This window comes from Shewanella sp. SP1S1-7, from assembly GCF_031932105.1.
GTDB classification, from domain to species: domain Bacteria; phylum Pseudomonadota; class Gammaproteobacteria; order Enterobacterales; family Shewanellaceae; genus Shewanella; species Shewanella baltica.
In genome coordinates, this window is record NZ_JAUOEU010000009.1 from 1 (window position 1) to 26,430 (window position 26,430).

34 protein-coding genes are annotated in these 26,430 nt (G+C 45.8%); 14 read left to right on the forward strand and 20 right to left on the reverse strand.

The window, feature by feature from the left end; translation table 11 throughout:
- The first annotated feature begins 293 nt into the window (after window positions 1-293).
- The gene (locus Q4Q49_RS09135) at window positions 294-1,253 is read left to right on the forward strand and encodes an integron integrase (RefSeq protein ID WP_263223233.1); all 960 of its coding nucleotides are present in this window, start codon (window positions 294-296) and stop codon (window positions 1,251-1,253) included.
- 288 nt (window positions 1,254-1,541) lie between these two features.
- On the opposite strand, the gene Q4Q49_RS09140 is transcribed toward Q4Q49_RS09135, so the two are convergent.
- The 10 genes from Q4Q49_RS09140 to Q4Q49_RS09185 form a co-directional block, all read right to left on the reverse strand.
- Entirely contained in the window at window positions 1,542-1,901 is a 360-nt protein-coding gene (locus tag Q4Q49_RS09140) for a hypothetical protein (RefSeq protein ID WP_311999192.1), read from the reverse strand.
- A complete protein-coding gene (locus Q4Q49_RS09145; protein WP_220592831.1) occupies window positions 1,891-2,106 on the reverse strand; it encodes a helix-turn-helix transcriptional regulator in 216 nt (71 codons plus the stop codon). The genes Q4Q49_RS09140 and Q4Q49_RS09145 overlap by 11 nt, the downstream gene beginning before the upstream one ends.
- Window positions 2,107-2,154: 48 nt before the next feature.
- Complete coding sequence (locus Q4Q49_RS09150) at window positions 2,155-3,423, reverse strand: tyrosine-type recombinase/integrase (RefSeq protein WP_311999193.1); 1,269 nt, start codon at window positions 3,421-3,423, stop codon at window positions 2,155-2,157.
- Complete coding sequence (locus Q4Q49_RS09155) at window positions 3,424-3,648, reverse strand: hypothetical protein (RefSeq protein ID WP_006082025.1); 225 nt, start codon at window positions 3,646-3,648, stop codon at window positions 3,424-3,426.
- Entirely contained in the window at window positions 3,638-4,324 is a 687-nt protein-coding gene (locus Q4Q49_RS09160) for a replication protein P (RefSeq protein ID WP_311999194.1), read from the reverse strand. Before Q4Q49_RS09160 ends, Q4Q49_RS09155 begins: the two co-directional genes overlap by 11 nt.
- Window positions 4,321-5,157 (reverse strand): helix-turn-helix domain-containing protein, encoded by an 837-nt coding sequence (locus tag Q4Q49_RS09165; protein WP_311999195.1) that lies wholly within the window; start codon window positions 5,155-5,157, stop codon window positions 4,321-4,323. Before Q4Q49_RS09165 ends, Q4Q49_RS09160 begins: the two co-directional genes overlap by 4 nt.
- Before the next feature lie 142 nt (window positions 5,158-5,299).
- On the reverse strand, window positions 5,300-6,067 hold the full coding sequence (locus Q4Q49_RS09170; protein WP_311999196.1) for a hypothetical protein: 768 nt from the start codon (window positions 6,065-6,067) through the stop codon (window positions 5,300-5,302).
- 150 nt (window positions 6,068-6,217) lie between these two features.
- Window positions 6,218-6,544, reverse strand: a complete 327-nt coding sequence (locus tag Q4Q49_RS09175) for a hypothetical protein (protein ID WP_259559687.1) — start codon at window positions 6,542-6,544, stop codon at window positions 6,218-6,220.
- Window positions 6,545-6,549: 5 nt separating this feature from the next.
- Complete coding sequence (locus tag Q4Q49_RS09180) at window positions 6,550-7,173, reverse strand: hypothetical protein (protein WP_311999197.1); 624 nt, start codon at window positions 7,171-7,173, stop codon at window positions 6,550-6,552.
- Between the two features lie 43 nt (window positions 7,174-7,216).
- Window positions 7,217-7,411: a Cro/CI family transcriptional regulator gene (locus Q4Q49_RS09185; RefSeq protein WP_012089987.1), complete on the reverse strand. Its 195-nt coding sequence runs from the start codon at window positions 7,409-7,411 to the stop codon at window positions 7,217-7,219.
- Between the two features lie 105 nt (window positions 7,412-7,516).
- On the opposite strand from Q4Q49_RS09185, the gene Q4Q49_RS09190 reads away from it, so the two are divergent.
- Complete coding sequence (locus tag Q4Q49_RS09190) at window positions 7,517-8,206, forward strand: helix-turn-helix transcriptional regulator (protein ID WP_311999198.1); 690 nt, start codon at window positions 7,517-7,519, stop codon at window positions 8,204-8,206.
- Between the two features lie 191 nt (window positions 8,207-8,397).
- Here Q4Q49_RS09190 and Q4Q49_RS09195 read toward each other — a convergent pair whose 3' ends face one another.
- The 4 genes from Q4Q49_RS09195 to Q4Q49_RS09210 form a co-directional block, all read right to left on the reverse strand.
- On the reverse strand, window positions 8,398-8,964 hold the full coding sequence (locus Q4Q49_RS09195) for a hypothetical protein (RefSeq protein ID WP_311999199.1): 567 nt from the start codon (window positions 8,962-8,964) through the stop codon (window positions 8,398-8,400).
- 108 nt (window positions 8,965-9,072) lie between these two features.
- Entirely contained in the window at window positions 9,073-10,176 is a 1,104-nt protein-coding gene (locus Q4Q49_RS09200) for a hypothetical protein (RefSeq protein WP_311999200.1), read from the reverse strand.
- Window positions 10,177-10,323: 147 nt separating this feature from the next.
- Window positions 10,324-10,713 carry a hypothetical protein gene (locus Q4Q49_RS09205; RefSeq protein WP_311999201.1) on the reverse strand — a complete coding sequence of 130 codons (390 nt, stop codon included), beginning with the start codon at window positions 10,711-10,713 and terminating at the stop codon, window positions 10,324-10,326.
- A 106-nt stretch (window positions 10,714-10,819) separates the two neighbouring features.
- Window positions 10,820-12,343, reverse strand: coding sequence for an ATP-binding protein (locus Q4Q49_RS09210; RefSeq protein ID WP_311999202.1), 1,524 nt, complete (start codon window positions 12,341-12,343; stop codon window positions 10,820-10,822).
- Between the two features lie 648 nt (window positions 12,344-12,991).
- Here Q4Q49_RS09210 and Q4Q49_RS09215 point away from each other — a divergent pair.
- The 8 genes from Q4Q49_RS09215 to Q4Q49_RS09250 all read left to right on the forward strand — a co-directional run bounded on the left by Q4Q49_RS09215 (window position 12,992) and on the right by Q4Q49_RS09250 (window position 15,321).
- Window positions 12,992-13,354, forward strand: a complete 363-nt coding sequence (locus Q4Q49_RS09215) for a hypothetical protein (RefSeq protein WP_311999203.1) — start codon at window positions 12,992-12,994, stop codon at window positions 13,352-13,354.
- Between the two features lie 139 nt (window positions 13,355-13,493).
- Window positions 13,494-13,841: a hypothetical protein gene (locus Q4Q49_RS09220; protein WP_006082041.1), complete on the forward strand. Its 348-nt coding sequence runs from the start codon at window positions 13,494-13,496 to the stop codon at window positions 13,839-13,841.
- 29 nt (window positions 13,842-13,870) lie between these two features.
- Window positions 13,871-14,164, forward strand: coding sequence for a hypothetical protein (locus Q4Q49_RS09225; protein ID WP_012089044.1), 294 nt, complete (start codon window positions 13,871-13,873; stop codon window positions 14,162-14,164).
- Window positions 14,165-14,443, forward strand: coding sequence for a hypothetical protein (locus tag Q4Q49_RS09230; protein WP_311999204.1), 279 nt, complete (start codon window positions 14,165-14,167; stop codon window positions 14,441-14,443).
- Window positions 14,440-14,670 carry a hypothetical protein gene (locus Q4Q49_RS09235; RefSeq protein WP_263179681.1) on the forward strand — a complete coding sequence of 77 codons (231 nt, stop codon included), beginning with the start codon at window positions 14,440-14,442 and terminating at the stop codon, window positions 14,668-14,670. The genes Q4Q49_RS09230 and Q4Q49_RS09235 overlap by 4 nt, the downstream gene beginning before the upstream one ends.
- Window positions 14,667-14,987, forward strand: a complete 321-nt coding sequence (locus Q4Q49_RS09240) for a hypothetical protein (RefSeq protein ID WP_311999205.1) — start codon at window positions 14,667-14,669, stop codon at window positions 14,985-14,987. The genes Q4Q49_RS09235 and Q4Q49_RS09240 overlap by 4 nt, the downstream gene beginning before the upstream one ends.
- Window positions 14,984-15,109, forward strand: a complete 126-nt coding sequence (locus Q4Q49_RS09245; RefSeq protein ID WP_012089916.1) for a hypothetical protein — start codon at window positions 14,984-14,986, stop codon at window positions 15,107-15,109. The genes Q4Q49_RS09240 and Q4Q49_RS09245 overlap by 4 nt, the downstream gene beginning before the upstream one ends.
- Window positions 15,106-15,321, forward strand: coding sequence for a helix-turn-helix domain-containing protein (locus Q4Q49_RS09250; RefSeq protein WP_311900251.1), 216 nt, complete (start codon window positions 15,106-15,108; stop codon window positions 15,319-15,321). The genes Q4Q49_RS09245 and Q4Q49_RS09250 overlap by 4 nt, the downstream gene beginning before the upstream one ends.
- 71 nt (window positions 15,322-15,392) lie before the next feature.
- Here the strand turns inward: Q4Q49_RS09250 and Q4Q49_RS09255 are convergent, their stop codons facing one another.
- The 3 genes from Q4Q49_RS09255 to Q4Q49_RS09265 all read right to left on the reverse strand — a co-directional run bounded on the left by Q4Q49_RS09255 (window position 15,393) and on the right by Q4Q49_RS09265 (window position 17,782).
- On the reverse strand, window positions 15,393-15,641 hold the full coding sequence (locus Q4Q49_RS09255; protein WP_311900249.1) for a hypothetical protein: 249 nt from the start codon (window positions 15,639-15,641) through the stop codon (window positions 15,393-15,395).
- Between the two features lie 188 nt (window positions 15,642-15,829).
- Window positions 15,830-16,444, reverse strand: coding sequence for a hypothetical protein (locus Q4Q49_RS09260; protein WP_311999206.1), 615 nt, complete (start codon window positions 16,442-16,444; stop codon window positions 15,830-15,832).
- Window positions 16,445-16,570: 126 nt separating this feature from the next.
- The gene (locus Q4Q49_RS09265) at window positions 16,571-17,782 is read right to left on the reverse strand and encodes a site-specific integrase (protein WP_311900245.1); all 1,212 of its coding nucleotides are present in this window, start codon (window positions 17,780-17,782) and stop codon (window positions 16,571-16,573) included.
- Window positions 17,783-17,958: 176 nt separating this feature from the next.
- On the opposite strand from Q4Q49_RS09265, the gene sbcB reads away from it, so the two are divergent.
- Both sbcB and cdd read left to right on the forward strand, forming a co-directional pair.
- Entirely contained in the window at window positions 17,959-19,377 is a 1,419-nt protein-coding gene (sbcB, locus tag Q4Q49_RS09270) for an exodeoxyribonuclease I (protein ID WP_311999207.1), read from the forward strand.
- Window positions 19,378-19,587: 210 nt separating this feature from the next.
- Complete coding sequence (gene cdd / locus Q4Q49_RS09275; RefSeq protein ID WP_006087443.1) at window positions 19,588-20,478, forward strand: cytidine deaminase; 891 nt, start codon at window positions 19,588-19,590, stop codon at window positions 20,476-20,478.
- 128 nt (window positions 20,479-20,606) lie between these two features.
- Here the strand turns inward: cdd and Q4Q49_RS09280 are convergent, their stop codons facing one another.
- The 3 genes from Q4Q49_RS09280 to Q4Q49_RS09290 all read right to left on the reverse strand — a co-directional run bounded on the left by Q4Q49_RS09280 (window position 20,607) and on the right by Q4Q49_RS09290 (window position 21,913).
- Entirely contained in the window at window positions 20,607-20,795 is a 189-nt protein-coding gene (locus Q4Q49_RS09280) for a DUF1289 domain-containing protein (protein ID WP_311999208.1), read from the reverse strand.
- On the reverse strand, window positions 20,770-21,120 hold the full coding sequence (locus Q4Q49_RS09285; protein WP_106650204.1) for a VOC family protein: 351 nt from the start codon (window positions 21,118-21,120) through the stop codon (window positions 20,770-20,772). The genes Q4Q49_RS09280 and Q4Q49_RS09285 overlap by 26 nt, the downstream gene beginning before the upstream one ends.
- A gap of 88 nt (window positions 21,121-21,208) precedes the next feature.
- Window positions 21,209-21,913, reverse strand: coding sequence for a DUF445 domain-containing protein (locus Q4Q49_RS09290; protein WP_106650203.1), 705 nt, complete (start codon window positions 21,911-21,913; stop codon window positions 21,209-21,211).
- Window positions 21,914-22,409: 496 nt separating this feature from the next.
- Here Q4Q49_RS09290 and Q4Q49_RS09295 point away from each other — a divergent pair, with 496 nt between their 5' ends.
- Window positions 22,410-22,790, forward strand: coding sequence for a VOC family protein (locus tag Q4Q49_RS09295; protein ID WP_115334985.1), 381 nt, complete (start codon window positions 22,410-22,412; stop codon window positions 22,788-22,790).
- A gap of 254 nt (window positions 22,791-23,044) precedes the next feature.
- Complete coding sequence (locus Q4Q49_RS09300; RefSeq protein WP_311999209.1) at window positions 23,045-26,311, forward strand: DUF748 domain-containing protein; 3,267 nt, start codon at window positions 23,045-23,047, stop codon at window positions 26,309-26,311.
- Window positions 26,312-26,430 lie beyond the last annotated feature (119 nt).

Below are 26,430 nucleotides of genomic sequence, written 5' to 3' on the forward strand. Positions count from 1 at the left end.
TTTTATTAGTGCGCATGCGCGTTTACCTCATTAGACCAGTAAAAACGCGCACTGTTAATTACTTGTAATAAAAGGAACTTATCAGCTTTTTTTCAAATACACCATCTGGAAAAACGCGCATGCGCGTTTCCCAAACCTATTATCTCAAACCATCAAAAACTAACTTATTGATAATTAATACAATATATAATTTAACATAAGTGTAAACGCGCAAAAAAATTTACACTCTTCCTTGATTTCAGCGACTTCTAAATAATACTGTACATATAAACAGTGTCACAAGGATTGCTATCATGAGTATAAAAAGCCCTTTTTTAAGCGGTGTTCAAGAAGAAATGCGCATGCGTGGTTACAGTATTAGAACAGAAAAATCCTACCTGTATTGGATCAAGGCGTTCATTAACTTTCACCACAAGCGTCACCCTGAAACGATGGGAACAGAGGAGGTCGCACAATTCTTAACCTTCCTTGCCAATCAACGGAATGTGGCTATCAACACTCAAAAAATTGCACTGAACGCGTTAGCCTATTTGTACCAGAAACATTTGCATCATGAGCTTGGAAATTTAGGTTTTTGCTATGCCACTAAACAACGTTATTTACCTACAGTGTTATCCCCTTCAGAAATCTCACTAATACTAAATGAGCTTGATGGCCGCGATAGGCTAATAATAGAACTACTCTATGGTAGTGGACTGAGAGTTTCAGAATGCCTCAGGTTACGTATCCAAGATATTGATATTGAACAAGCTTCGTTGACTGTGAGGGATGGTAAAGGTCATAAAGATAGACAAACAATCCTCAGCCATAAATGTGCCATTAAACTCGCAGCATATATTAATAAGGCAATGGAGATTCAACACAGTGACAACCAACAAGGGATCGGCCCTTCCCTACCCAATGCGTTAGAGCGTAAGTATCCTAATGCCTTTAAGCAACACGGATGGATGTTCATTTTCCCTTCAACCACAACCTGTATTAATCCTTATACAGGAACGCTTTGCAGGCATCATCTTCATCAGAGTGTTATTCGTAAAGCGCTCGGCAATGCGGTGCGTAACATCAAAATAACTAAGCGTGTTACCTGTCATACATTTAGACATAGCTTTGCAACCCATCTACTTCAATCGGGCAGTGATATCAGAAGTGTTCAGGAGCTACTTGGCCATAATGACGTTAGTACTACACAAATCTACACCCATGTGCTTGGCCAACATTACGCAGGGACAACGAGTCCATTAGATAAGTTATAAATTCTAAGTAATAAAGCACTTGGGGGTAACTGGCGTTTTGCCCAAACAAATGCATAAAGGCGTATTGTGGCAAGAGCACCAAAACGATAAATCCACAAAACAATCATTTGTAAAAGCCTAGTTTCATTGTGATCAATATAGAGCTCACACCTAAGCTCAGTGCATCATTTAATCGCGAATTACTTTGCATAGGTATCTGTGCGAACCTTTGATAAAATCCTGTCAACGGGTTAGCAGTCTTGGTGGACAACCGGCTAACCCGCCAGCCCTCGCAAGAGGGCGTTCCTTCTAATTCATCCTATCTAGCAGTGCCATTTCGGCTTTTCTTAGCCAGAAGATGTAAGACTTTTTGCTGTCAAATCCCATTAAGGCCCATTGATCTTTGCACAGGTAATGGGCGCGAATGGCGCGTTTGCAGTTAATGGATAACTGCTCAACGAGGTGGTCAAAATGGGCGACGTGGGCAGGCACGTTGAGTTCGTGCTTTAAGTTACCGCCGCCCAAGGCTTCGCCTAAACGGTCGCAGGCGCTGCGGTTCGAAAACCCCTTGCCCAATTCTTGGTGCACCCAATAACGGCCCCAGCGATAAAGCCCTAACCGCAACGCCTTTATGTTCATCCTCTGTTCGGGTTCATCGCTAAAGCCCATTGGCCACCTCATTTATCTTCTCGATGGAAAGCTTAAACACATCAAGGCATATCGATGTCACATCGTCATAGGGCGCAGTAGTACGGCCATTTTCCCAACGTTGGTAAGTGTTGCGGCTAATGCCGTAAATCTCAGCCACTTCGTCTTGGGTCATGCCCCGTAAACGGCGCCCTATTTTCAATACATCCGCGGCGCGATTAGCCATAAATCCTCCTGCGTGAAGTCCATAACCTAGCTGTTCTAATTGTCATCGTCATAACCACCCCACTAACATTGGCTCGTCCGGCTCACTCGTTTCAGTGGTCGATTGGCGCATTATCTCGGGCGCCACATCATCAAACCCCAACGTGATTAAGTGTGCGTGGTAGGCATCTAACGCCATCAACATGCCCTTATCTAAGGTGCTGTTGACGTAAGTGCGTAGCAGTAACGGCAAGGTGTGATTCAAAATCCGCTCACCCACCATGGTATCTACGCCCATGTCGGCAATAATGGTGCGGCACAGTTTTCTTAGTGCGTGGGAGGTAAATGCCTTAAACCGAATCGTTTCACTCCAATACTGCGCAGTGCGAATGCTCACCGGCCCCACTTCGCCTGGGAACAAAAACGCCCGCTTGCCCACATGCGTGTATTGCCACTGGGCGTAATGGGTTATCAGCTTCTTGGCTGTGGGCGTCATGGGTAAGCGGTGCTCTTGGCGGTTCTTGGCATTCTCGGCCGGAATAAACCAGTAATCACCGGCAAAGTGGTCCCAACGTGCTAAACGGGTTTCGCCTATGCGGGTACCGAACATCAGCATCAACACAAACAACATCGCCACCGGTCTTGCTGCATTTCGCAATGCGCTGAATAACGGCCCCACGTCCGACTCGCTTAACTGCGTGCCCACCAAAGGCGGCATCTTCAAACTCATTTGCACCCGATACCCCGCCAAGCTATTGCTGTCTAACACCCGTAAATCGGCCGCAACCGATAACGCCCGTTTCAACACTTTCACCGCCGCTTTGATGTAATTGGCCGAATAGCCTTGCGCCAACATGGGTTTGATTAAATAACTGTCCACTGCGATGAAGTTCAGCTCATTGAGTGGTAACTCAGCAAAGCAACCGCTGAGATGTTTACTCACTAACGATTTACAGTTACTGCGCCAGCTGTTGCTTAAGGTGCGGTTGCATTCCACATGGGTGACAAACCACGCCAGTAATTGCGCGACCGTGGCAAACTCGTTGCTGATTACCGCTTGGCCCATGCTGCGTTTGGCGAGCAAACTGGGTAACTCTGCTAGAAAGGTCTTCAAGCACATCACGGGCCACACGCCCTGCTTTTGCCACACGGTTTTGCCCGCTTCGTTCATCACTAAATACACCGAGGCTTGGCGTCTATCGGTCGAGGCCCGTAACCGCACCGCCGGAAACTGCGTGTCCCGAAAGTCCCGCGTTATCCCTGCCCGCAACCAACGGCGTAATACCGCATCGTTTAACTTGCCCTGCTCCACGCCTGTTGCTGTCATCACCTGCGCCATCTATCCCTCCAACCGATATTCAAAGGTGTGATGGGTACCCGAGCGTATGCGCTTCACTCGCTGGTTCATCGGCATATCCCGAAACCGCGCACTTAACGCTGTCTCGCTGTCGTGAACCCCAAAGCGGTTAAAGCTTTCTTGCTGGATTTCAAACAGGGTCCAAAACCGTTTACCTGTGATGATGCGCATCAAGCGTTCGCGCTGGGTCAGTGGTTTAGTTGCCATCGTTTGCCCCCTTAAGCCCAAAGTTTGCACGTAAATTGGCAATAATTGATTTTGCCTTTGCCGCCTCAGTCGGCCGCGTCACCGTTTCAGGCAGTGCCTTTGGCAATTCCACATCGGTCAACTCGCCACGGCTAAAGCGTCTGCATAACACTGTGTAATTACGCTCAAAGGTCATTAACACGTCCTTTTCAAGCCCGGTCGCAAACATCCAACTGCCTGTTTCACGCACCGCTAAGCGCACCACATCATGGCTCCACGTATGCTTATCAGGGTGATGGTAATGGCTGGTTGCCTCCTTAAACGCGGCCTCTAACTTGGGCAGCCCCAAATCACAGGCCGTCGGTTGGCACCAAAGCGCAAACTGGCGCGGTGTCGGCCAAAACTGCCTATCGCCCTGCTCGCGTCTAGCGCGATTCAGCCCCGCTTGCACTTGCTCGCGGCTGGCAATCCCCTGCGCCGCCAAGGTTTTAAGCCACTCGGCTTTGTGGGTCGCTTCGTCCTCAGGCCGCGGCGCACTCACAGGGAACAACACCCGCAACTTGCTAAACACGCTGTCCACAATCGCCATGTCCATCGCCGTCGGCTCAGGTTTCGTCACCCGTGAGCCCTGCCCAACCAGCGGCTGACGCATCAAGGTCTGCAGTGATTTCATGCTCGCATTTTGATTGGCCGTCATATCAAGGGGTCCTCTGGGTCATACACCGCGTAGCTCCAATCCACTTGCCCAACCGCGGTACCCATCGGTCTTGGTAGCGGCGTTAACCAGTGGCGTTCGCGGATAAACTTGGTAATGCCCAGCACAAACTGGCCGTTAGCACTAAAGCCCCAACTCGCATCGAGCGCCGCAGCTTCCTTCAACCAGCTCACCGCCAACACGCAATCGGCGTCGGTCAGCTTTTCGGCCTTCCACGCTTTCCACGCAGCCGAATCCGAACCGCCTTTGCGATGGGCGGGATAGGCTTTGAAAAACGCATTGAAAACCGACTTAGCACTCGTTGCTGGACAAGAGTCTTTTAAAGATTCATTGATAGATTCAAGATTGATAGATTCTGGGTGAACCAGATTCACTAGGGGTGGTGAACCACGTTCACTAGCTGGTGAACCATATTCACTAGGGGGTGAATTTGCTTCACTAGGGGATAGTGAACCACATTCACTAGGGTGCCAATCTGCGCCATTGGGGGATAGTGAATTTGCTTCACCCCCTAATACAGCAGCGTCTCCCTTGCATTTTGGCGCCATCGCCTCAAAACGAATGTGGAAAATATTGGTTGAGTTACCCTTCTCGCCCTTGCGATATTCCCGCCGTAAAAAGCCGTCGTCCTCCAACGTTTTTACGTGGTTCATCACACTGCGACGAGTGATCTCACACTGCTCTGCAATGTTCTGGTAACTCGGCCAGCATTCGCCTTGGTCATTGGCGTTATCAGCAAGCTTGATCAACACCAGCTTGCGCAGTGGATTGCCCACCTTGGCCTTCATCGCTTTTACCATCAATTCCATACTCATAAGTCACCCCCAAACGGAGCAACCCACAAACTCGAATTGACGCAAACCCCATGCTTCAGTAACATGATATTGCCTCACTTAGGTATTAAGCCCGCGTTCGTCGCCAAACTTCAGCGGGCTTTCTTATGTCTACAGCAACGGGTCAACTGCAATGCGCCCCGTTGCCCTCCGCTCGCTCGCCTTCACTGCCAAGCAAGTAAACCTCGTGCGCCAAGTTACTGCGCAACTGGCTAAAAAAATCACGCCGTTTAATGTGCACGTTGCGGCTTTTCGCTATTGCACTCATATCAACCGCACTCGCATCAGCCGCGCCTACATCCGCCGCCAATAGCGCAATGGAACGTTCCGCGCGTTGTTCTTCCATCAGCAGATAATTCATGATCCAATCGATGCTCACCGTCGGCAGCAACAACTGCTTTTCACTGCCCAGCAACGCCTTATCCACTATGTCGGTCGCGATAACCGCCCAACGCTCGGGGCGACTATGCTGCAATTCATCGCAGCGCCTTAACACCTCAACCATTCGGCCCACCTGCGTTCGCCTAAACAACTCCGCCGTGGTATGCCCATGAAAACAGGCAATGTCTTTGCCCATGTTCACGCCACTTAACGCTGCCCGTTCAGAGGTTGCCGCGCTAAGCTCAAAGACATTAAGTTCCTTGGCATTAAGTTCCTTGGCGTTACGCTCAGCCACATTAGGCTCAGTGCTATTAGGCATGTTCGACTTAGATTTAAGCGCCATCGCCTTAAGCATTAACTGCCTTGCTTGCATCATGAGTAACGTCACTTGCGCGGTTTCCATCTCGGTAAGCGCGGCCACGGCGGGCCTATCATCACGGCTAACTTGCCCATGCACCGAACACGCGGCGCCGCCTTCCAAACAACAAATTAAACATTCAGGATCAAACATCGTTTATCCTCCTCACTGCCACTTAGGTATCAAGCCCGCGTTCGTCGCCAAACTGTTGCGGGCATCGGGATAACGGCGTTTTTTACGCGCCCAGTTATCACTTAACTGATTTGTGAACATGTCATTCACTCCTTCTCTCGTTTCAACAAGTCATTTCAACAACTGCCACTTATGCCCATTGGCACACACGGCGCGTTTCGAGCCCGACTTGGTTTGCTTTAAAGCCAAACCGCACTGGCCACACGGCACATCAGCCACCCGCTTAAGCATCACCGCATTAATCTGTGCGCTGTGATTCGCCCGTTTGGGCCGATAACCTAACGCCCGCGCCACTTTCACATACTCTTTCGCAATCCATTTGCCATCGGGTTCTAAATGCAAACCGTCGCCGATCATGTCGCCCAAGCGGATCAACTGCTGGTGCAGCTCGGTTTTAGCTCTAGCGATAACATTGATGTTAAGGTTCGATTGCGGCATCGCGGTCACTTCTCGGCCGCGAATTGCGCCGCCTTGCCGCCGTGACTCGCTAAATACGGATACGCTAGCTCTAACGCCGCCATGCTCGCTTGCGTGGTCGCCGCCGATTCTTTTAACTCGCGGTGCGCCGCCACTAACTGCTCGCGCTTGGGCTCACAGCCCAAATGGATCACCGCCACTTGCGCCTCGGCGTTCTCTTTGGTGAGCGATGCCGCCATATCGGCCACATGCAACACATGGCCATCACTCATGCGATCAGCAATGACCGTCACCCCAGTGCAACCAAATACATCGTTGAGATACTGCACCCGCAAATGCTCAGGCAATGCCGCCACCAGTGCTTGCTCAACATGAAACAAGCGATCCGCCTGCGGATGCTGGCCCTCGTACTGGCCGAGCCAACGGAACAGCTTTTGCGCATTAATCCGCGCATCGTTGTGCACGTCTTGACTGCTCGCAAAGCTAATGCCCTCCGCCGCCAGCACCTCACTCAGCCCAAGTCGCTCAACTGCAGCAACAAAATCTATCGCCAGTGCAAAGCGCGTCATCTTGGGTAACTCCAACACCCGATGAATCGTTTTCATCAACAAATTCAAACGGCTATCTTTTTTACGTGAATTGGTTTTCATGCTAATAAGCCTCTCTCTGTTAACGTGTTAGAACGGTTCAGTATTAAGCGGCGTGCTCAGGGCTCATTAACGGCAACTCAGTCGCCTTGAGTTCACCACCAGTTAACCGTTCGATTTGATAAGCGCGGAGTTCGGGAACGTCTTCCCCCCACTGGCTAATTGCCGATTTAGTAACACTCAAAGCCTCAGCCAGTTTTAGCTTGTTTCCAAAATGCGAGATCGCATCTTTCGTTTTCATAGACAAACTCCGACAAGTAATTTTAACCGAGGTTAAGAAAACTCAACTCAAATGTCAACAAAAGAAAAGGTAACTTGACTTACGTTAAGTTAAGATAGCTTTACTATGATGAATGAACGCATTAAACAAAGACGCAAAGAGCTAGGTTTTACACAGCCAGCCATTGCAAAAAAAATAGGCTTAACTAAAGCCACAGTATCGCTTTGGGAATCAGGCTCTACCTCTCCCAAAGGCGAGAACCTGCATGCCTTAGCGAAAGCCTTAAGCTGCTCACCCGAATATCTTCTCTTTGGAAATAAAGAAACTAAACCGGAATCCAACGCTGAATGGGCTGGCGGTTTTGAGATATGGGACAGTGATACCCCATTAGGGGAAGATGAAGTTGAAATACCGTTTTACATGGAAGTGGAGCTAGCCGCAGGGGATGGCATTCTCGATTGCCGCGAATTTAAAGGGCCTAAACTGCGCTTCACTAAAAGCACCCTTAAGCGTCAAGGTGTGAATAGCGATTATGCAGCCTGTGTCAAAGTGAACGGCAACAGCATGGAGCCTATATTACCCCACGGCTCAACAGTGGGCGTCGATACCTCGGCCACCGATGTGATCGACGGCAAAATGTATGCCGTTAATCACGATGGCATGCTACGTATCAAAGTGCTGTATAATTTACCCGGTGGTGGGCTACGCCTGCGCAGTTACAATACGGACGAATATCCAGACGAACGCCTCGATGCCGAACAAGTCAAACAGGTCAAAGTGATCGGCAAAATATTTTGGTATTCAGTACTGTTATAAAAACGATTTAATCCAAAATAGCTCTTCTAATGTATTTTGGGTGTAACCTTGTTAGACATTAGCTTATTCGGATTAACCATTCTATTAGCAACTAACGCCGAAAGCACCTGCGCGTAGGTTGGCGTTTTTTTGCTGTTTTTTTGTTTTAGCAGAAACCGCGACAACAGTAATACGTCCAGTGCTTTACTTTGTCAGGCATTGCATAAATACTTGCAAGAACCGATCGCTCTGGAAAGTATACCGTAACCTTTTGCTTCGTAGATTTCAAAAACAGCACGAATAACATACTTAGGTAATCCGACACTATCTTTAAGTTGGTTACCGTCAAGCCATAAACCAACCTCACAGCGATCAACTATATCAATTATTTCACACATTTTTTTAGGGTCTTCTGCTAAATTACAAATGTACATAATAAATGATGCATCAATTAAGTTTATTCCTAGAGGTATCCTTGAAGCTAAAACACTATTTTTTGAAATTAAGCCAACAGATTCTAAAGCCGCTAATGGACGGCTGTATTTAATATAAAAATCTTCGGGGAAATCTAAAGTTGTGGAATCATTAACTTTCAGATTTTCATAGATTAATTTAGAAAGTTCAGGAATGTCATCATGAAGATAAGATATAGGGTCTTCAAATTTATTTAGTCGATTAATCATTGCAACAGAGTCAATCTCAGCTTGAATTTGAACAAGGGAAGCTGCACCAGGGAAATTAACACCTGCGATTCTTACTATTTTAAAAAACCAATCCATACGTATACCCCTTGATGACTAGCGCCTAATTATGATGTAAATAATAGCTGGTTATAATGTTTGAGGCTCGAAAAAACCAGCTGTTATTTGTCCTGCTCGAATGACTTGTTATACTTTTTTTTGCGAAAAATGTTCAATCACTTTCATACCGACAACGCTATTCCGATGTCCAAAAAAATCTAAATATTTTTTAATATCTGATGTTCCACTTTGACTAAGGATAAGCTTGTTAACCATAGAACGAATACCAAATTGATTAGAAAGTGTATTAATTGGTTGCCCCTTAAGTGCAATTTTAAGCACACCAATACCAGCAGTAAAAGTAGGAGCATTGGTATCCACAGTTCCCATTATTGAATCTACATATTGAGAAATAGAATGGAGAATTTTAGAAAACTTAGCTTTATCCTTATAACTACCATCGCTTAATGATATTTGATAACAATTTAGCCAATCTCTTAATTCTTGGTATTCTCCTCTCAACTCTAGAGCAACTTTAATCAAATCTTTTGCTGAATTTGACTCTTGTATAACTCGAATTGGTAACGGTAGCATATTCACATTTAGCGCGTATAGCTCAGAACTTGAGCTATGAAGCGAAGAAATAGAGGCTCTTTTCTCAGATACAAAATCATTTAATTTTAAAACAGAGTCTTCATTTGAAAGTAAAATCCCAGCTTCTGTAAAAAAACGCTTTCTAACAGGATGAGGTGTGTAACCTTTTTCATATACAAACCCTCTTGCTAACATACCTGCACCACCCCAGAGTGTTTGGGATAAATAGCTATGAGGAGTTGTTTTATTTTTGAGAAAACCTACTCGATTTTCTTCATGATCTTTCTTTAAATCTGATGTCAGGCTCAAACGTTCAATAAACTCATCTCGCGGTCCTTGGAGCTTTTTATAATCTACTAAAAACGGATAAGGACGTATAACACCCTGAGAACAAGCCTCTTTAAAAGGGTTACCTTCTCGATTCCATGCATTAATGAAGTTTTCTTCTACTAAGATTTGATCACGAAGGATAATGTCAGTAATCAAATCGAATAATGCTTCGGTATTGATAATTGCACTGATACTGGCTTCGTAAGAATAACTGTCTTTCTCTTTATCAATCTTGATGTAGTGAGATTTACTTTCATCAATACCTGAGTTAATTAACTCACCAATGTTTTGTAATGACCAATTATCTGCAATGACACTTTGACTCATTTAAAATCCTTTTAATTATCTTATGCACCAGACTGCTTGAAACGTATAACGCCCGCCTAAGAGACTGACAACGCATAACAACCAAACTCAAACAACAACCACTTCGGCGGAAACGCCACGTGTTGACAGTCCCTCTTGAGGCATTTTCTATGCCTTTTCTAATTTTTTCAATGACTTTTCTGACATATTGAATCGAACATTCGGACTATCTGGATTAATTTTATATTTGAAACCAGAATGAATTGCAGCAGCAATGAATACTCCATTTGTAATGTATCCAATATCTTTTTCGGCTAAATGCTTTAAACCATAGCTACTGCGGTGTGTGCTGAAGCTTTTAATTTTTTCAATTTGCTTTAACCAAGTCACGGTTTTTTCAAATGACTCTGAACTATCTAGCAGCGAAGATTGATATTTATCGAAATCAGCTTTTTTCTGTACTTTGTCCAACCCACGCCCACCATCATAAATACCTATCCCGAAATCAGTTAACTCAGGCACAAGGTCAATAACAGCTTGAATAAAATCTCTACTCATACGATATTCCTTATTTCGTTTTGAGGCATAACGCCCGATTTTGCGGCGTACCGGAGCGCAGCGTAAAGACTCCGACAACAGCCGTTTGTTATGTGCTTTTCTCTGATCACGGATTTGCCTGTATGTGCGCTCGCATATCCTCAATAGATTGATTTAGCTGGGCGTCTGTGAATCTAGAGTTGCAGGTATTTTCAGGATGGTGTATTTGATGCCGCACATACTCGGTTAAGAGTATTTGTTGTGGAGTAGTGGTTCCATCACGGTTTAACCGATTATAAGCAACTGTTGGTTTTCCCGCTTTATATGCTGCAAGTGCTCCCTGTGACTCTATATAGCCATAAAGTTCATTGTGATACTCAAAGGATGGCTCATCGAAAGCTACATAGTTGACTTCGTTCAAGCTAGGGTAAGGTAGCTCATGCTCTTGCACTTGTCGTATTGACGCTGAGTCTTGGCCCGTTATTAATAGAATATTTTCGAACTTTAACCGTTTTACGATTTCGGGACTGTGTGAAGTAAGAATGATTTGTGTGCGCGGCACCCCAGATAAAGCAACTAAAGCGTCTATCAATGCACGTTGGTGATCAGGGTGCTGAGACGTCTCAGGCTCTTCGATTGCATAGACAACACTTGGCAAACCAGCCTCACGTTGCCGCCTTTCCGCCTCAGCACGAAAGAAGCTTATTAATACTAGCCGCTTAACACCGCTTCCTCGTTTGTTAATAGGGATATCGTTATCGCCAGAAATGGAAACGCTTTTGAAAACATCACCCCACTTCAGTGCCCCTGAATCTGGTATTTGGGGGTTCAACGAAGATGCAATATCTGGATTCATTTCGCTGAGTTTAACAAGTGTTTGTCTAGCTACTTCATCAAGCCGTGTTTTGACGGTATCCGCAATCTTAGCCAAATCCGCTTGTATTCCAGGATCTCCCAAAATCTCCTTGACAGCTAAGCGCATTGGATCTTGTACCTCACTATCCCCATCGCTATTCTTCCTATCAGCTTGGAATAGCGTATAAAGAGGCATATAAGCTTTCAATTGATCCCAAATAGTTTTTGAATCAAATTTGGCTACCTCTATCTCCATTTCCTCTAACTGCAAATCAGCTTGGCCAAGCCAAATAGCTTTTCTCAACTCAGAGTTTTTGGTTTTGTCTGTGCATTCTAAAGATTGTTCGTTTAATGTCTTTTTTAGTTCAGCATTTTTCTTAAGCAAAAGGTCTCTGCATCCATCAGCATTTGGATGGTTTGCTTTGATATAAACTTTTGCTGTTCCTGCATTTGGATAGCGCTTTATTACCTGAAGCGTATTTGATGGAGTTAGTAAATACTCTTCTGATAAAGTAGTTTCATTTGTCGAATCAATAATGATCCTAGAAGGTAAGTCATCAAACTCAACAGAGATTTCTATAGTGTTATCGCCAGCCAAAAGATTAGTTTTATTGATATCCTCTTTATCTAGTTTCGCGCACCCCTTCCCATCGTTAAAAAATATATCAAGCGCTTCAAGAATAGTTGATTTTCCGATGTCATTTTTTCCAACCAATACTCGCAAATTAGGAAATTCGACATCAATTCGACTTGAATAACCACGAAATCCTTGTAGTCCAACAGACTTTATTTTCATATCTATGCTTCCTTGTTGTCTCAACTCTTTTGAACATAACGCCCAGTTAAGGGATGAAAACAGTTTGCTATAATATGCAGCGAACCGAAACAGAGCAAACTGTTTTAGGCCTTGCTTGAATCTCTTGCTACGTAACCATTTGACTTTGAATAATATTTATACGCCATGCGGAAAAATGCGCATGCGAGTTTCCCAAACTTTATTATTTAAACTAAGTTTCACATAAGCGATTAATTTTAAGAGATTTTATACATTTACAAATGAGATAGATCGCACATAAATTGACTATAAATGTTTAAAGTTGATTGCGTTTCAATACAACTTATACATATCCAGTTTTAGTCACTTGTTATGAAAGTTTGAAGAACAACTAGTTCATATGATTACGATTCACTAGCCGAGTACTGACAAGTTTTGGGGCATAACAAAGCAATTTGCTTCCACTGCAAACAAATGACGTTACCTAACATCACCATAAATCCTCTTTAGCTCAATACCTTACTTTACATAAACACTCGTACAAAAAGCCATCAAATCAAAACCAACTAAACTTTAGTCAAGTTTTTTAAACCAATTAACTTGACTCATTGGTCAAGTTATCTTAACTTTGCACTTGTGCTCAATAAACCCACTACCGAGGACAAGGAAATGATTCTAGCGAAAGTTCACACCACACCTAAGCAACGCGATGAGTTTCGTCTACTGGTTGCGATACGTTTTGCCTGCTTGATGGCGCTGGCCAAGGGCCACACCGACCCGATGGATTGCCCACGAGTGCAAGCCCGTTGCGCCGAGCTGGTCAAGCATTTTGCTTATCACCACCCTAGCCCAGCATTTTACCGCCAGTTTATTCGCCACACGGGCGAACTCGGGCTCAATTTCAGCCTGCGCTTTACTGAGCCCCAACAAGGTTTGTACGGCAAGGTGATGGTGTGGCGCAACGACCCGCAAGCCGTCACTAATGTGCATCCGCTGCACATTATGATGCCAACCGCGCCCGTCGGACGCTAACGCAGTAGAGCCGCAGAGCCGCCGCGAACATTCACGATTTAGGCTATCTAGGAATGCAGCTAAGGCAAAGCAACCAAGGGGTGATGGTCCATATCCCGATAACGATTACGGCGACAGTTTCACCTTGTTGGAGGCAATTATGTTTTTTGTTTACGGCGTGTCCATGACCTTAGCGAAAAATCAAGCGGCCAAAAAGTGCAGCACCTCAGTAGGCGCGCACCCTAACCGCCGTCAACTGAGCCCCGACGAGTACCAAGCTAAGTTGGATGATATGGCGCAGCACTTGTTTGAAACCATGAAGCCACAACGCCTGTCGCATTCGTTGTCGACGCCCGCGCTGTGCCAGCAATACATTGTTTTAGCCATGACCCAAGAAGCCCACCGCGATGTGCATATTCGCTATCACAAGCTCTCGGACAAGGTGAACCCCAAAACCAAGAAACCCATCATCAATCTGGTGGTGTTTAACGGCGAAGCCGCAGCTTAGCCCGGCTGATTCAAAAGAAGGAATAGCGCATGAACCACTTACTCCCGGGCTTTGAATCACAAGAGCGCGTTGCGTTATTGCTGTCGCTTACCCGCATTAGTTCGCCCGAGGTGATTGCCGCATTAACGCTGCATTACACCAGCGCCCTACCCGCCGAACGCGCGGCGGCTCGCCACGGTATTGAACTGTCGAACTTTATGCGCGGGCAAAAGAAGTTAGAGCAAATCGCCGCCACGGTCGAGGCCATTAAAGCCATCGACTGGGCCAAGCTGCAATTAACTCATTTGCAATCAAGCCCTTTGCAACCGAAGCAGGTGGCCTAAATGACTCAATCAGCGGCGTTTCGCCATCTGTTAAATCATTACCGCAGCCATAAGTTGAGCCTGTTACTCAAGGCCAAAACGGGCGACAGCATCAAAATCGCGCTGGCACTCGGCGCATTAGATTGCCTGTACTGGCAAGCATTGGGCAACGGCTTAACCAACCTCGCCAAGGGCATTAGCCGCACCATAGTGTATTCGTACCGATATCACCCAATGCGCCTGCCCTGCCACGCGCCTGTCAGCCAAGCAAGCGACAACCAAAACAAGGAGGCGGCATGAATGCGTTTAGCACCAAAGATGGCGTGGTCACGTTATCTAAGCCCTACTCCACCTTGATGTGCGATCAGCAACAAATCGAAGTGAAGTACACCCCAAACAACTATCACGGTTGGGGCATTTGTAAGTCTTTTAACGCCATCGAGTGCAGCGACTTCGGCCAAGCCGACGCCGAAGTATTCGCACTCAACGCAGAATCAAAACTCAGGATAAAAGGAGAAGCAGCATGAACCCGATACAAGCAGCAACTGTAGAACGTGAAGAAGGTTATTGGACCCATCCCGATTTGCCCGAGTGGGATGAAGGTGTGACCCGTGTGGAGTGTGAAGCTTGGGCAGCACGCCAAGGCGGCGAGTTTGTGGCGATTTGGTTTGAACTCGATGCGCCTGAAAACTTAATCGAGCGCTACTTTGATGAAGGCGACACCGATATCAGTGACTGGCACCCCGTTTGCGACAAGGCCGGCTCATTCTTGCTGAGTATTCACGACACCGAAGATGGCCCCGTCGCACTGTTCTTCGCACCGAAAGATAAGGTTGCGGCATGAAGCAATCTGCAGTAATCAAAGACGCTTTGCGCCAGTGGTACACCCTGCCCCGCAAACAAGCCGGCAGCTGCCAACAATTTTTAAAACGACTCGCCGAGGAATTGGCAAAGGAAGGTAAATGATGATTTCGACCCAATCGACCGTGGTTCAACAAATGCAAGAGCCGCTCTTTCTTACCACTAAGGAAGTCATGACGCGCTACCGGATTAGCTCATCAGCTACGCTTTGGAAGTGGCGGAGAAACGACGGTTTCCCTGCTCCTATCCATAATGGCCGCCATTACTTAAAAGCGTCGCTCGATAAGTGGGATGAAAAACAGCAAGTCGCGGCATGAATTGAGTTATTAAGCCTTAAGATAAAGCCCCATTTTTGGGGCTTTATTTTTGGATATTTATTAATGGACTGTTAGGCCATTAACTGATCGCCTTCGACATTACAGCCTTTACTACCGCAGTTAGTGCCTACTGCTACAGCATCAGCGATGATAGCGGCGAGTCCTGTGCCGACCAGTACTATTTGGGCAATTAACAAGACACCATCGGTTGATATCCATGCGACCACTGTCGCGATGAATGATACCGCAGCGACTATGGCTCCAAACCAGCTTAGGCCATTGACGATTCTAACAAAGCTATACATCGTCATTGATGACATAGCGTTTTAATGAGCTGAAAAACTGCTTCTAGCAGCCCGCGAATAGAAGGCTGTAGCGATCAGTTCATCGTTTTTAAGGTTAGTTCAAATGTGACTTTTAACAATGGCTGATTTGGCTGGGCGAGCAAGATCAATCGCGTGAGTGGCAAAGCGAACGGGTTAGATCACTCTGCCGATATTTTGATGTTTTACCGCCCCACTTTATCGGGCGGCAGCCGAGACGTTATGTATTCTAAACCTGCTTGATAGCCTGCGGTTTCTGTTGTGTCACCATTTTTGGCGACTAAATAAGTGGCTTTAAACATCATCAACCTACAGACGGTTAGATAATAAAAATCATCGTCTTGCTTGAATGCAAAAACCTTTTTCCACGGTGTGGTGATGGATGTACCGCTAGGGAGCGTAAACGTTAGCGTCGAGGTTGTGGCGGTTACTGTGTGGCGCCCTTCTAGGCTCGCAAGCTTCTGTAAAGTTGTGTTTTCAATCGTTGGATTCAGAGTGGTTATCTTACCTGCAAATTTGCTAGCTTGATTTTCGGCGATGTTTTTTAATACCAATTTCCACGCAATTAGGTAAGCAATTGCACATATTGCGATTGCGATATATGTCTCTGGGGTGTGAATTTCTACGAAAAAATAAAACAGTAGCAACGGGGATAATAACGGGCCCCATAGGAGTAATGCACGCACGATAAGGGCATGCATCCGCTTAGCTAGTCGCGCATGGTTTGTAATGCGTACTGAATCTATTCTTTCCGCGATTGTGATTAATTGTTCCCGCGTGATTAAAAATTGTAGTTCCATGACGTCCTTGTTTAACACCAATCTGAGCTCTAATGCACCTCCTTATAAAGGAGCGTTACTGCGGCTGGCACCACTACTGACTTACTGAATAAGTAAGTCATTTCCAATTGTCAGCGGCAAGCCTGACTATGCCCTTCTTTCTAACACGACTATTTTGCTATCACCTAGAGCGGCCAATTTCAGCTTATTTGTCCATTGTTCATAGGCGGCTGCTTGATCATCTAGCCAATCATGTTTGTTGTACACAGCCATCACCCCGCCGAGTAGATGACCTAGCATCTTCTCTGTGACATGGGGTAACACCCCTGCTTCTGACATTCTGGTCGATAATGTGCGTCTGAAATCGTGAATACGCCAGTCAGGGATTTCGAGTCTTGGTTTGATCTCGCGGACCAGCTTATTTACTGAAGCGATGTTGCCCGGGCGTTTAAGATCATTTGCTGCGGGAAAACTCCATGGCGAGTGGTAGAGGTTCCACTGTTCTTGCAATATGTCGAGTAAGGCGGGACTGATTGGCCTTCGGATTGGCAAATTAGTTTTGCTATTGTTTATTGGGACGGTCCAGATCATCGATTCAAGATCAAAATCAGCCCGTTTGGATTTTAATATTTCTGATATCCGCGCCCCCGTTAGTAAACATGCCTTGATGGCATTGGTTACGGCTTTGGTCGCGCGGCATTTATCAAGCTCACGGATGATTTTGCCACACTCTAGAATCGTGAGTACTCGCGAACCGACTTTGGGCGCGGAGCCCACATCACTGACTCGTAGTTGAAGGACATCAACAAGCGATATCATTTGCCGGCGAACGGACCAGCTAAGTACCGTCTTTAATTGTTTGAGTATCGCGCCTGCGGTGACTCGACTCTGAATTGCCTTTTTATCGAAAAAATCTATCCACTCGCCGAGTGTGATACTTTCGACTTTGCGGTCAGCAAAGGCATCATAGAGATGTGCTCTAAAGCAGGATTGGTACGTAGCAACAGTGCCCGGCTTAAGTGCTGCACTTCGCGCCGATAAAAACTGTTCACAGCAATCCCTCAGTGTTGTCTGGCCCGCAAATGTGTTGCGCTGTTTCCAAAACACACGTGGATCTATATTATTTGCCACTGAGTTACGTAGCTCAGGGATCAGTTTCCGTGCGTCAGCTAGTTTCAAATCAGGATAGCGACCAAGGGTTAAGCGCCCAGGTTGATTATCAATCCTAAATCGATACTGCCATGTTATAGTCCCTGCGGGGGTAATGCGAACGCTTAAGCCGTCGCGGTCTGCAAGCTCTGGTTTCCCTAAATATGGTTTGCCGTTTATTGCACGTAACTGCGTGTCAGATAAAGACATTTTGATTACCTTGTGTACATGTGATTTTGCCATTATGACACAGAAAGAAATATGTACACAGATATGTACTCACATCGAAGAGTAGCAAACTAAACTGATGTGAATGACAACGAATCCAATCAAAGCAGTTTAACTACTAATAACATGAAGTTAGATGCTTTAGAGAAAGAAAATAAATGAAGATGAAAGACGATAAAGCAGGGTCGATTTTTTGGCACGACTACGAAACCTTCGGGGCTAACCCGGCGAAAGACAGACCCTCGCAATTTGCCGGTATTCGCACGGATTTAGATCTCAATATCATCGGCGAGCCTGAGACATTTTATTGCAAGCAAGCCCCTGATTATTTGCCGTCACCAGAAGCGATATTGATCACAGGGATCACTCCGCAGTTAGCCAATTTAAAAGGCATCCCTGAAACTGAGTTTATGGGGCGTATTCAAGCACTGTTTAGCCAGCCAAACACCTGTGTCGCGGGCTACAACTCACTGCGTTTTGATGATGAAGTGACCCGTTATGGCTTTTATCGGAACTTTATCGATCCCTATGCCCGTGAATGGCAAAATGGTAACTCTCGTTGGGATATCATTGATTTAGTGCGCGCGTGTTACGCATTTAGACCCGAAGGGATCAATTGGCCAACCAAGGAAGATGGATCTCCTAGTTTTAAGCTAGAACATTTGACCCAAGCGAATGGTTTAAGCCATGAGAAAGCCCATGATGCCATGTCTGATGTGTATGCAACCATAGCCATGGCAAAACTCATTCGCGAGAAACAACCTAAGTTATATCAGTACTATTTTGACCTGCGCCGTAAGCAAGCGGTGAGCGATCAAATCGATGTGCTCAATATGCAGCCGTTAGTACACGTGAGCTCTAAAATTAGTGCGCGCAATGGTTGTACGACGTTAATTTCCCCCGTGGCGCACCATCCAACCAATAAAAATGCGGTTATTTGCGTTAATTTAGCCATGGATTTAACGCCACTCTTTGAGCTAGATATTGAGCAAATTAAGACGCGTATGTATACGCCAAGAGCCGATCTTGCCGAAGATGAATTGCCGATTGCGGTAAAACAAATTCATTTAAATAAGTGCCCTTTTATCACTTCGGCTAAAATCCTTAGCGATGAACATGCCACTCGTTTAGGCATAGATAAAGAATTTGCCAGAGAGCAATATAAGCGTCTAAAACGTCACCCAGAATTACGCGAAAAACTGGCGCTATTATTTGAGCACGATGACAGCAGAGCGACCACAGATCCCGATTTGATGCTCTATTCAGGTGGTTTCTTTAGCCAAGCAGATAAAGCGAAAATGGAAATCATCCGTCATACCCTACCGCAAAATTTAGCGGCGCTAGACTTGCAGTTTGATGATGCACGTATCCCTGAAATGCTGTTTCGTTACCGCGCCCGTAATTACCCTGAACTACTCGATTACGAAGAGTCACAGCGCTGGCGTGAATTCTGTCAAAATCGCTTAGCCGATCAAGACTACGTACTTAAATTAGAAAATCTGCTGCAAGATACGCAAGCGGATGAGACTAAGCAGAAGTTACTGGCTGCCCTTTGCCATTATTTGCGTGAACTTTAAGTTTAATCAATTCAAGCTTAAGTCTTTTATTTAATAGTCTTAAGCTTGTTTATATTCGTGAATAGACTCACTCTATTAGGCGCATAACTTAAATTGTTTACTATCGAACACACACATTTGCAGCGTATAAACGCGAGCTAACTCGCATTTATGCTGTAACAAAATTACTAGAATGTTCTTCCATGAACTTAACAAATAAGGAATCGGGAAATGCAAGATAGATTCATTCGTAGCATAACCCAACTGCCAACGCCGTTAGCCGATGCTCTCATTCCGATGTTGCACCAGAATTTTGCTGGGCACTTAGATGCGCAGCAACTTGCCACGCTCACAAGTGCCAGCAAGATGACCGAAGCAGAAGTGTTACTGGCACTGCTGCCGATAGCCGCTGCACTGGCGAAACCGCCTATCAGTGAGTTTTATGTCGGTGCGATTGCCAAAGGAAAAAGTGGCGATATCTACATGGGTGCCAACTTAGAATTACCCGGTGAAGCGCTGTTTCATTCTGTCCATGCAGAACAAAGCGCTATCAGCCATGCATGGCTCAGCGGTGAAAGCCAAATTGTTGATATCATAGTCAATGCCAGCCCTTGCGGCCATTGCCGTCAATTTATGAATGAGCTGGTTGAAGGAAGTAAGATCAGCATTCATCTACCCGCACAGGAAAGCCATCCACTGGCGTATTATTTACCCTATGCCTTTGGTCCAAAAGACTTAAATGTCACTTCGCCTTTAATGGCTAAGCAACAAACTGAATTTGCACTGGATAGTGCCGACCCTATGATCATCGAAGGTTTAGATCATGCTGGTTTAAGTTACGCGCCTTACACTCAGAGTTTTGCTGCCGTGGTTTTAGAAACACGCGATGGCGCAACCTATTGTGGTCGCTATGCAGAGAACGCGGCATTCAATCCTTCTATGCTGCCGATGCAGATGGCCTTGTCAAATCTTGTTCGTCATAATCGCGAATTTAGCGATATCAGCCGCGCGGTGTTAATTGAATCATCTCAAGGAAAAATCAGTTTAGTCGGCGCGACTATGGATGCACTCCATACCGTTGCCGCCATCGAACTTGAGCATATAGTCATCGATCCCGTGTAACGCCTGCTTCAAGATGCCAAGGGGCTTCAAAATGCCAACGGCGAAATACGTTAATGCGTATTTCGCCGTTGGAACACTCGATTAATGCGTCAAATTTAAGTTATCTATTTTAGGCCATTTCTTCTGGTCTAAGACTCAGCTTTGCGCTGTGCCATTCTGACAAAACAAGCTTGTCGCTCCATATCTGACATAGCGCGCCACGCTAAAATCTCATCAAGATGCCTAAAACAACCTAAGCAAATATCTTGCTGATCTAAACAACAATTGCGGATACAAGGATTGGCATTAGGATCATTCAGACCAGACGGCATATTCATTGCCACAGGGTTCAGTGAAGTGGAATCGGCGACCACCGGGAAAACTAAAGATGTCTGCCGTAATTGCGCCGCCAGCGGCCACAACAGCAGCAAGAGTCAATTCTAAGTTCTGGCTGTAGATCACAATCAGCGGGCAACCTTTTGCGAGTGTAAAATCCACCTCAGCTTGATAGAAGCCACCTGTGATCCCGACATCCATAAAACAACTGTATTCTGGGCCATAATCGACATAAGTCCAGCCAAACACCTGGCTAAAAAAGGCCTTAGAACTGGCAATATCGCGACTCGGAATTTCTAAATAATTGATGCTGTGGTGACGGTTCATAGACTTCCTTGCTATTTAATCAGGACATAAAATGCGTAAGTAAAAATGGGAGCCAAAGCTCCCATTCCATCCGCGGCTTTAACTCAGGTTAACCTTGGATTAAGGCTGCGACAAGTCCAATCAGACCGCCAAACACGCCGCCCCAAATCACTAACCAACCTAAATGCGTTTGGATCATATCTTGAACGATTTGTTTCACCATTTGCGGTGTGAGCTCGTTTAACCTTTGTTCCACTATATTGGCAATTTTAGTTTGCAGATCCGCCATCACATTTGGCTGTTCGATTTCTTGTTTCAGCAACTCGTGGAATGCATCGCTTTGCGCCATTTCGACTAGAGAAGTTTTCATCTTCACAATAAACGGTTCTTTTAGCGGTAATAACGCATCTGTGCCGCCGAACATAGATAACATACCACCAAAGGAAGATTGCGCGACTGTGCTAATTAATGCATCAAAAGAAGGCGCTAAATCAATCTTTTCAATCACGGGCGCCAAGTCTATTTTGCTCAGCCCTTCTTTTTCAGACAGGAATCGGTCGATATTTTCTGTGGTAAAAAACTGCTTCATCATCAAATGAGCAATGCCCGCCTTAAACTCTTCGAAACGAGAAGGCACGACTCCCGAGCCATAGAGTCCGGGGACTTTCTCAAACAACATATAAACTGCAACCCAGTTGGTAATCGCACCCGATAAGGCAAACAATCCGACATTCAAGACAATTGCCGACTGCATCAGGTAGCCCGCAACCACCAAAGCAGCCGCCAATAAATTTGTTACTAAACTCTTATTCAATCTCGTATCCCCTAAGGTGGCATCGATAAGATGCAAAACTGGCCTATATTAACAAGTTAACGGGAGTCAGGTCTAACACTCAAACCACAGTAAACGAACCCATTTCCAAATCTGTTTTCAGTGCTAAGTCTTGGCGCGACAAGCTGCATCCAGCTCATAGCTAAAGCCGCAACGTCACAGAGCCGCTAACGGCCGATAGTCCTATGCAAAATAAGTGAATCCCCTTGTAGAACATTAAGTTAATTTAATGCTCACCAAGCTCAAAAATGCAGAAATTTTAATTTACTGCCTGTGAATTATCAACTGGCCTCAACTACACTCAATTTGGGTTAGAAACCCGAAATAGGGTTTCTAACATACAAACTCAGAATTCAGGGCTTAAACACAAGTCTTGAATAAAGGCCTTCAACACAAGCCTTAAATACGGGCCTTAAACACAGCCACTGAACATCGGCTCAAATACAAAAGTTAACCACAATAAATTAGGGATGCGCTTATGGAATCGGCTTTTAACACTGCAGGGGCGTTAAGTTGGCATGAACTCACAACCAATAATACCGAAGAGGCCATGCGCTTCTATGCTGAAATTTTTGGCTGGCATTTTAAAACCGTTAAATTGCCCCACGGTCACTATCACATTATTGAAAACCAAGGCATCAGCATTGGCGGAATTACCGACAGTTTAATCCCCACCCTTCCCTCACATTGGACAGGCTATATTACCGTTAACGATGTGGATCAAGTGGCTATCAGTGCCAAAAAACTCGGCGGTGACATTCTGTTTGGCCCTGAAGACATTCCAGAGGTGGGCCGTTTTTGTTGGATAAAAGACCCACAGGGCGCCATTATTGCGGCCATTAGCTATTTAAAACGCTGATGTAAAAACTGACCTGAACATGATGATGAATTTCGACTCAAGGGATACGCCACAGGTTGATACAGATGTAGCTATCAATGTAGGAGATTGGTTGTCATTCAGCAACGACTGGGTTCAGAATAGGTTGTCGTCGGGTAATGCCAAGATTTCATTGATAAAATATAAATAATCTCTGGAAACATTAGCGTTAATCGCTAGAATGTTCGCACTTATGGCAGTTTTTCCCTGTCTTATGCATTGGAGCCTTGATATTAATGCTGATCCAGCTATCGCAATTCAAACACACTTTTTTTGCTCTCCCAAGGTACCTGCGTGTGCTTGTTTACCTCACCGCCGTCTACCTTAGCTATGTCTGCACATTAGGCTTAATCCTGCCCTATGCAATAACCACGCTGGCACCCGAAAAACTCTCTGCTTTACTCGGCCGTCCCGTCACCCTCGGGGATATCCGCATCAATCCCTTTAATTTCAAAGTCGAAATCGACCAACTGGCCATTAAAGAAAAAGACAAAAAACCGTTTGCAGGCTTAGCGCAAGTCCAATTCGAAGTGAACTTTTGGCAATCTGTTTTTAATCGCGCCGCCGTTATCGAAAATATACACATACAAGCGCCCTACGCACACATCATCCGCGTGGAGAAAAAAGGCAAAGCTGGATTCAACTTCGACGATATTCTGCAGACCTTGAACGAGCATTCATCCGCGAGCACAGAAACAACACCCGCAGAAGCCAGCGCCCCCGTTCGTGTCCTGCTCAGCCAATTTGTATTAGATGCAGGGCAATTTAACTTCGATGACAAAATTACCCATGCTCAAGTTAATTATCCCAATATCAATTTAAAACTCAGTCAGCTCGATACTGAATATTTGATGTCGGCATTGTCGGCCTCAGTAGCACCAGCCACAAAAGCAAATAAGACTGTAGCCAACCCGACACCAAACGCCCAATCAACCTCTGATACTGGCTCTGGCTCCCAAGTTATGCCAATTCAGCACAATCACTATGTGATACAACTCAGTGATGATCATGCTGGTGAAATCAGTTCGCAGGGGCAATTCCAACTGTTCCCATTAAAAATCGCAGGTGACGTCCACATCGCCAAACTGAAACTGACACCACTGTGGCGATTTATCGACGATCAATTTAAACCAGCACTTACCGATGGCGAGATCACTGCTAAGACTCAGTATCAAGTGGATCTTGCCGAGAATGGCGAGTTACAAGTCACCAGCAACAATGGCCAGTTTATTGTTGAAAAACTGAACTTTAACGACCAAGAGCGCTCAGTGGTCAAACTGCCAATCTTTGCCCTCGACGGTATTTCGATGGATCTAAAGCAGCAGCAAGTGCACATCAATAAGCTTCACAGTGATGGCCTCACTGTAAACGCCATTTTGAATCAAGACGGACTCGATCTCGCCAGCTTGTTCATGCCTAAATCCGCCAGTGCTTCTACAAGTCCAGCGCCGATAGATGCTAAGTCGATAGAAACTAAGCCAGCAGATGCTAAGTCACTAGAAGACAAAAATGTTGAGAGCGTACAAGTCGCGCAAGTGGAAGAAAAGCCTCAACAGCCAATCAAGCAAGCGCCAGTAACGGCGTCAACAGACACTTGGTTCGTGCAACTCGATGCGCTCAATATTGAAAACTACGATCTTAATCTGTCGGAGCAAAAGTTAACTGAGACACCGCAGCAATGGCGTGTGTATCCACTTAATTTTTCAACAAAAACTATCACCAGCACCTTGGCCGAGCCGATTGATTATGCGCTGCAACTCAGCATTAATGACAAAGGTACTTTAAGCTCCCAGGGCCAGGTCGATGTGCCAGGCGAAGCCATAGATGCCGATATTCAACTCGATAAGCTCGCGTTAATCCAATTCCAACCGTATATCGCGCCCTACGTGAATATCCAATTCAAGAGTGGTTTATTAAGCTCTGCAGGCAAGCTCACGGCTGATGCTAAGGGCAAAGCCATTTACGGCGGCAGTGTTGAGCTCGATGATTTAGCCATTCATGACAAATTGCGTAATGCCCCGCTGGTCAAATGGCAAAAGATGAATATCAATCAGCTAGATTTTGACCAACAAAAAAATCAAATCAAAATCGATCACTTAGCCTTTAGCCAACCCTACGCCAAAGTGGTGATCGCTAAAGATAGAAGCACTAATATCAGCGACCTTATCGTCGAAGCGCCTATTGCAGCAACTGCGACAAATAGTACGACAACGAACAACACGCCCCCTGCTAAGCAAACCGCAACCGAGCCGCAAATGGCGAGCAAGTCAGCAACGCCTGAGCTGAGCCTCGATATTCAAAAAATTAGCTTTAGCCAAGGCTCGGCTTACTTTGCCGATAACTCACTGACTCCGAATTTTGCTTCGGGAATTGAGCTACTTGAAGGCAATATCACTCACCTGTCGTCCACGCCAGGCACTAAGGCCTCGGTCGATATCAAAGGTAAGATAGACAAGTACGCGCCTGTAACCCTAAAAGGCGATATTAACCCTTTGTTAGACATGCCATATTTGGATCTCGATTTGGTCTTCAAGAGTGTTGAACTCACCTCAGTCAATCCTTACTCAGGCACCTATGCGGGTTACTACATAGATAAGGGACAGTTATCACTGTCACTGAACTACAAACTCGATCAGAACAAGCTCAAGGGCAATAACCATCTAGTCATAGATCAACTGAAACTCGGTAAACCCAGTAATAGTGACCTTGCCACTAGCTTACCTATCACGCTCGCCATTGCGCTGCTACAGGACCGTAACGGCGTGATTGATTTAGGCATGGAAGTCTCAGGCGATTTAGACTCACCCAGCTTTAGTGTCGGCAGCATCATAATGACGGCGATTACCAATGTGATCACTAAAGCCGTCACTGCGCCCTTCACTTTCTTAGCGGGGCTGATAGGTTCAGACGAAAGTTTAGACAAAATCAGCTTTGCCGCTGGTCAATTCAGCCTAAGTGAAGATGAGCAGAAAAGTTTAGACAAACTCGCCAGCGCCTTACTCGACAGACCTATGCTCAAGCTCAGCGTTGAAGGGGAAGTCGATGCCATCAATGACAGCCAAGCCATTGCTGAGCGCATCATGAAGCGTAAATTGGTTAAGTTAGCCAATATCGAGTTCAGTGCGTTACCTGATGATTTAAGTCCAAGCCAATTTCCGACCCAAGGGCCGCTCGCTGATGCGCTAGTGAAGCTCTATGAGCAGGAAGTTAAAGCCGATCCGGCACTAATAAAAGACACAGTTATCGCAGAGGCCAAAGACGCGCAGCTTTCCGATGACGAAATCACCACCCGCTGGCATATCGCTTTATATAATCTGTCGGTAAAAGCGCAGAATGTTAACGATGGCATGTTGGGTAATTTGGCCCAAGAAAGAGCAAAAGCCGTCAAAGCTTACCTTGTAGACGTGAAAGAGATTGCCCCAGAGCGGATCTTCTTGCTCGAAAGCCGAGTGAGTTTGACCCAGAATGTGGCCCAAGTGAGCCTTACCATAGATGCGCAATAGACGCGCAATAACTCAAGCAATGGGTTAATGTTGCTGTGTTTACGATAAAAGAAGCCCGCTAAAGCTCAGCTTTAACGGGCTTCTTTCTTATGCTAAAGAGCATGCCTAAATGTATAGCT